This is a genomic window from Caulobacter sp. P1_B12_2, from assembly GCF_056406675.1.
This window is the reverse complement of the sequence record NZ_JBFTZS010000321.1, coordinates 1-5,435: the sequence shown is the minus strand read 5'-3', so window position 1 is coordinate 5,435 and position 5,435 is coordinate 1. Positions and strand designations below refer to the sequence as shown.

The following is a 5,435-nucleotide window of genomic DNA, read 5'->3' as shown; positions in this document are numbered from 1 at the left end:
CTCCAGCAGGCTCAAGGCCTCGGCCTCCAGCTCCGCGCGGCTGGCGCCTTGCGCGATCGGCTCCATCTTRGCCGCCTTGGGCCCGACGGCCTGGATATAGCGTTCACGCAGTTGCGGCACGAACCAGATCAGCCGTTCTAGCCCGTAGTCCCGGACCATCCATTTGCGAAGGTCCACGGCGGCGGCGATCTGCTCGCTGGGGTAGGGGCTGTTGAAGCCCGCGGTCAGGCGTTGGAACTTCTCTTCGCGTTCGGCCTGGCTGTTCTGCTCGGCGGGATCACCCTCGGCATGGCCTTGGCTGCCGTGGCGCAGGGCGATCTCGGTAAGATCCAGGTCCAGCTCCGCGGCCAGGATCCGAGCCTCGGCATAGCGTCCGCCCAGCCGTGACTGCAGCGTGAACCGGTTCGAGATCGCGCGAAACAGTTGGAACATGAACGCCCCCTCCGTGTCCAAACTAACGGAAGGGGCGAACGGCTGCAATTTATAAGCGTATTACTTGGCGGGCTCGCCCTTGGTCCATTGGTCGAGCCACTTCTGCACCTCGTCGTGCCATTGCACCGAGTTCTGGGCCTTCAGCACCCAGTGGTTCTCGTTGGGGAAATACAGCAGTTTGCTGGGCACGCCCTTGCGCTGCAGGGCCGTGAACGTGCCGATGCCTTCTTCCAGCGGCACGCGGAAGTCCTGGCCGCCCTGGACGACCATCTCTGGCACGCTCCACTCGGCCACGTGGTCGGCTGGGTTGAACTTGGCGTAGGTGGTGTTCGGCGCGAAGGGCGGGCCGCCGTTCTCCCATTCGCTGAACCACAGCTCCTCGGTGGAATAGCCCATGAACCGGCTGTCGAAGATGCCGTCGTGATTGACCAGGCACTTCCAGGGCTCCTTCCACTGGCTGGCGATCCAGTTGACCATGAAGCCGCCGTACGAGCCGCCCAGGGCGCAGGCGCGGTCCTTGTCCAGGAACCCGTACTTGCCCGTCGCGAAGGCCCAGCCCTTCTGCAGGTCTTCCAGCGGGCGGTCGCCCCAGTGCTGGCTGATCGCGTCGGTGAAGGCCTGGCCGTAGCCGGTGGAGCCGTGGAAATCGATCATCACCACGGCGTAGCCGGCGCCGGCGTAGGTCTGGGCGTTCCAGCGGTAGTGGAAGAGGTTGCCGAAGCTGCCTTGCGGGCCGCCATGGATCAGGAAGGCGACCGGGTACTTCTTGGCCGGATCGAAATTGGCCGGCTTGACCACGTAGCCGTGCACCGTTTCGCCGTTCCAGCCGGGGAAGCTGAACTGCTCGGCATCCCCCATGGCCACGCCGGCCAGGGCCTCGGCGTTGTTGTTGGTCAGTCTGACGGGCGCTCCGGCCTTCTTGGCGGTGGCCCCATCCTTCAAGGAAAGCGCGTAGAGCTGGGCCGGACCCTTCAGGTTGTCCTGGGCGTAGACCAGGGTCCCGCCGCCCAGGCTCACGGCGCTGACGTGGCCTTCGCCCGTCAGGGCGGCGACCTTGCCGGACTTGACGTCCACCGCGAACAGCTTGGTCTGACCGACATCCTCGGCGGTCGTGTAGAGGGTCTTGCCGTCGGCGCTCCAGGTGATCGACTGGGCCGAACGGTCCCAGGCGGGCGAGAGCTCGCGGACCTTGTCGCCCTCGCGGATCATGATCGCCATGCGGTCGGCTTCGAAGCCCGGACGCTTCATCGCCAACCAGGCCGTGGCCTTGCCGTCCGGCGAGACAGTGGGCTGGGAATCCATGGCCTTGTTGGCCGTGGTTTCGTTGACCGGGGCGGCCGAGCCGTCCAGCGGCGCGCGCCACAGGTCGTAATTGGTGCTCCAGGCCTCCTCGCGGTCGGCCGGCTTGGCCGAGAACACCACCGACTTGCCGTCGGGCGTGATGTTGAAGTCCTCGTCGCCGCCGAACGGCTTGGTGGGCGTGTCGCCGTTGAAACCGTTCATCAGCGCGAGGGGTGCGCCCGTCGCCACGCCGGCCTGGTCCAGCTTCAGGGCGTAGAGGTGGTTCTGCAGGCCGTCGTTCCAAGTATCCCAGTGGCGGATGAACAGCTTGTCGAAGACCACGCCGGTGGTCTTCTGCGCGCCCTTGGCGGCCAGCTTGTCCTTGGTGCACTCTAGGGTGTCGCAGTCGGGGAACACGGCCTGGGCGATGACGATCGTCTTGCCATCGGGCGAGATCTTGAAGGCGCCGACGTCGAACGGGGCCTTGGTCACCTGCACGGCGGTCTCGCCGGCCGCGTCGGTGCGATAGACCTGGTCCAGGCCGCCCGTCCGTCCCGAGATGAAGTACAGGCCCTTGCCGTCCGGCGACCAGCGGGCGCCGCCGACCCCGCCGTCCGAGATCGCCAGCCGGCGCGGGGCCATCTTGGCCTTCAGGTCGGCGATCCACAGCGATATCGAGGCCTTGTTGGCCGGCAAGTCCATCGTCCGTACGCTGTAGACGACGAAGCGGCCGTCCGGAGACACGCGCGGATCGCTGATCCGCTCCAGTTGCACCATGTCCTTGGCGGTGAAGCCTCGGCCCGCCGGGCTCCCTTGGGCCAGGGCGGCCGGCGCGACGGCGAAGGCGGCCATGGACAGGGCGAGGGCGGAGGCGGCTATGCGCAAGGTCTTGGTCATCGAAACGGGATCCACGAGGCGTTGGCGCCGGAATGAGGGCCAGAGCCTAGCGACGGCGTGCCGGATAGGCCAGGGGAGGGGGCAAGATTGCGCCGCCCGGTCTCAAGCTCTGCAATACGACAAAATGATGACCGTGAAATGGCCAAAAAAGTCATTAAAAACAATTCATTAGAGAGGTAACAATCGGAAACAGGACTTGCTTTGCCGCGACGCAGCATTGTCCCTAAATGGTACGTGGGGCGAGAAGGCGGTCGATTGAGCCGCCCCGCTGGTAAGGTAAGGGTTTCGAGTGTCGGCTTCGGCATATTTTCAGCATACGGTCGCCGGACCGGTGATTTTCGCCGGTGTGGGGCTGCACACCGGCTCGCACGTGCGCGTCGCCGTGCGCCCCGCCCCGGTCGACGCCGGGATCGTCTTCGTGCGCACCGACGTCCATGACCTCGACAACCGCGTGCCGGTCAAGCCGGACGCCGTCTGCCAGACCCAGCTGGGCACCGTCATCAACAACGCCGCCGACGTGCGCGTCTCGACCATCGAGCACCTGATGGCCGCCCTGGCCGCCCTGGCCATCGACAACTGCGTCGTCGAACTGGACGGTCCGGAAGTGCCGATCATGGACGGCTCGTCCGAGCCCTTCGTCCAGATCCTCGACCGCGCCGGTCGCCGCAAGCAGGAAGCCGCGCGTCGCTATATCGAAATCCTCGACACCGTCGTGGTCGAAGAGGAGGGCGGCAAGCTGGCCAGCCTGTCGCCGAGCGACCGCTTCGAAGTCGCCTTCGAGATCGTCTTCGACAGCAAGATCATCGGCCGCCAGCGCGTCGACCTGACCATCGACGAAGAATCGTTCCGCGCCGAGCTGTCCGACTGCCGCACCTTCGGCTTCATTCGCGACGTCGAGGCCCTGCGCGCCATGGGCCTGGCCCGCGGCGGCTCGATGGAGAACGCGGTGGTGATCGACGGCGACCGGGTGCTCAACCCCGAAGGTCTGCGCCGTTCCGACGAGTTCGTGCGCCACAAGGCGCTGGACGCGGTGGGCGACCTCTATGTGCTGGGCGCGCCGATCATCGGCCGCTTCGAGGGCGTCCTGGCCGGCCACGGCCTGAACAACGCCGTCGTCCGGGCCCTGATGGCCAACCCCGCCGCCTGGCGCATGCGCGCCCATTCGGTGGAATTGGCGCAGGCTGTCTGACACTCTGATACGATGACGTCGGTCTTCGACCTGATTTGGTCAAAAAGCCGGTGTCTGTAGGGTTACGGCGGATTCCTCGGGGGATGCGTCTTGGGGCGTATCCTCGTCACGGCTCGGCTTCCATTTGCGCCCGCATCCGCGTGGTGTAGAAGCCTTGCACGGCGCAGGGGCGCACGTTTGCTTCGAGGGTGAAAAGTCCGTGCTTCGTAATATCTCGGGACGCAAGGTCGCCATGGTCGCGACCGCCGTGCTGGTCGCCCTGTCGGTCTCCGCCTGCGCCGGCAAGCGCAAGAAGCCGACCCTGGCCTACGAAGAGCGCCCGGTGGAGCTGCTCTATTCGACCGGCGCCAATCGTCTGGACCGCGGCAGCTGGAACGAGGCCGTCGACTACTTCCGCGAGGTCGAGCGCCAGCACCCCTATTCGGAATGGTCGCGTCGCTCGATTCTGATGACCGGCTACGCCCACTACCAGGGCAACCAGTACAACGAGGCGATCTCGGACGCCGACCGCTTCATCGGCCTGTATCCGGGCAACCCGTCGGCCTCGTACGCCTACTATCTGAAGGCCGTCTGCTATTTCGAGCAGATCGTCGACGTCAACCGCGACCAGGCCGCCACCGAGCAGGCCATGGCGGCCCTGCGCGACGTGGTCCAGCGCTATCCCAACTCGGAATACGCCCAGGACGCCCGCCTGAAGATCGACATGGTCAGCGACCAGCTGGCCGGCAAGGAAATGACGATCGGCCGCTACTATCTGAAGAACGGCCAGACCCTGGCGGCCATCGGCCGGTTCCGCACCGTGGTCGACCGCCACCAGACCACCTCGCACACGCCAGAAGCCCTCTACCGCCTGGTCGAGAGCTATCTGACCCTGGGCCTGCTGGACGAGGCCAAGCGCAACGGCGCGGTGCTGGGCTACAACTTCCCGGGCGACGCCTGGTACGCCGAGGCCTACAAGCTGCTGACCAACAACGGCCTCAAGCCCGCCGTCGAGCCGCTGAAGGCCGGCAACAAGAAGAACCTGCTGGACCGCCTGACCCACGACAAGGACACCACCTTGGCGCCCCCGGGCGAGGTCAAGACGGGCGACGCCACGACGCCGACCGACGCCAAGGCGCCGGCTCCGGCCAAGCCCAAGAAGGGCGGCATCAAGGGCGTCCTGGGGATGTAGTCCTCGGGATACGCCGTTCGGGCGCATCGGATTTCAGCGGGCCGGTCCTTCCAGGATCGGCCCGTTTTCCGTTGTGAAACGGCCTTCGGCGAGGGCGAGAACGTCCCAAGAACAAGCCCCCTTTGAAAAACCGTGATTCCCGGCGATCCTGCGCGTCATGTTGATCGGCCTTTCCATCCGCGACGTCGTGCTCATCGAAAGCCTGGACCTGGCCATAGGTCCGGGCCTGACCGCGCTCACCGGCGAGACCGGGGCGGGCAAGTCGATCATCCTGGACGCCCTGGGCCTGGCCACGGGCGCCCGGGCCGACGCCGGCCTCGTTCGTCGGGGGGCTGCAGGCCACGCCAGCGCCACCGCCATGTTCGCCCTGCCGGCCGACCATGCCGCCTTCGCCTATCTCGACGACAAGGGACTGGCCTACGAACGCGACGAGGACCTGGTCCTGCGCCGCCAGCTGTCGGCCGA

Annotated in this window: 5 protein-coding genes; 3 read left to right on the top strand and 2 right to left on the bottom strand. The window is 66.3% G+C overall.

What is annotated here, in order from left to right; translation table 11 throughout:
- Both AC1DZ6_RS17970 and AC1DZ6_RS17965 read right to left on the bottom strand, forming a co-directional pair.
- Positions 1 to 432, bottom strand: a 432-nt coding sequence (locus AC1DZ6_RS17970) for a hypothetical protein (RefSeq protein ID WP_477098508.1), incomplete at its 3' end; no start/stop codon positions are given.
- A 60-nt stretch (positions 433 to 492) separates the two neighbouring features.
- On the bottom strand, positions 493 to 2,610 hold the full coding sequence (locus AC1DZ6_RS17965) for a dipeptidyl-peptidase 5 (protein ID WP_477098507.1): 2,118 nt from the start codon (positions 2,608 to 2,610) through the stop codon (positions 493 to 495).
- Between the two features lie 289 nt (positions 2,611 to 2,899).
- On the opposite strand from AC1DZ6_RS17965, the gene lpxC reads away from it, so the two are divergent.
- From lpxC to AC1DZ6_RS17950, 3 genes are all read left to right on the top strand, one after another.
- A complete protein-coding gene (gene lpxC, locus AC1DZ6_RS17960; protein ID WP_477098506.1) occupies positions 2,900 to 3,799 on the top strand; it encodes a UDP-3-O-acyl-N-acetylglucosamine deacetylase in 900 nt (299 codons plus the stop codon).
- A gap of 232 nt (positions 3,800 to 4,031) precedes the next feature.
- On the top strand, positions 4,032 to 4,970 hold the full coding sequence (locus AC1DZ6_RS17955) for an outer membrane protein assembly factor BamD (protein WP_477098509.1): 939 nt from the start codon (positions 4,032 to 4,034) through the stop codon (positions 4,968 to 4,970).
- 157 nt (positions 4,971 to 5,127) lie between these two features.
- On the top strand, positions 5,128 to 5,435 hold a 308-nt coding region (locus tag AC1DZ6_RS17950), incomplete at its 3' end, for an AAA family ATPase (protein ID WP_477098505.1).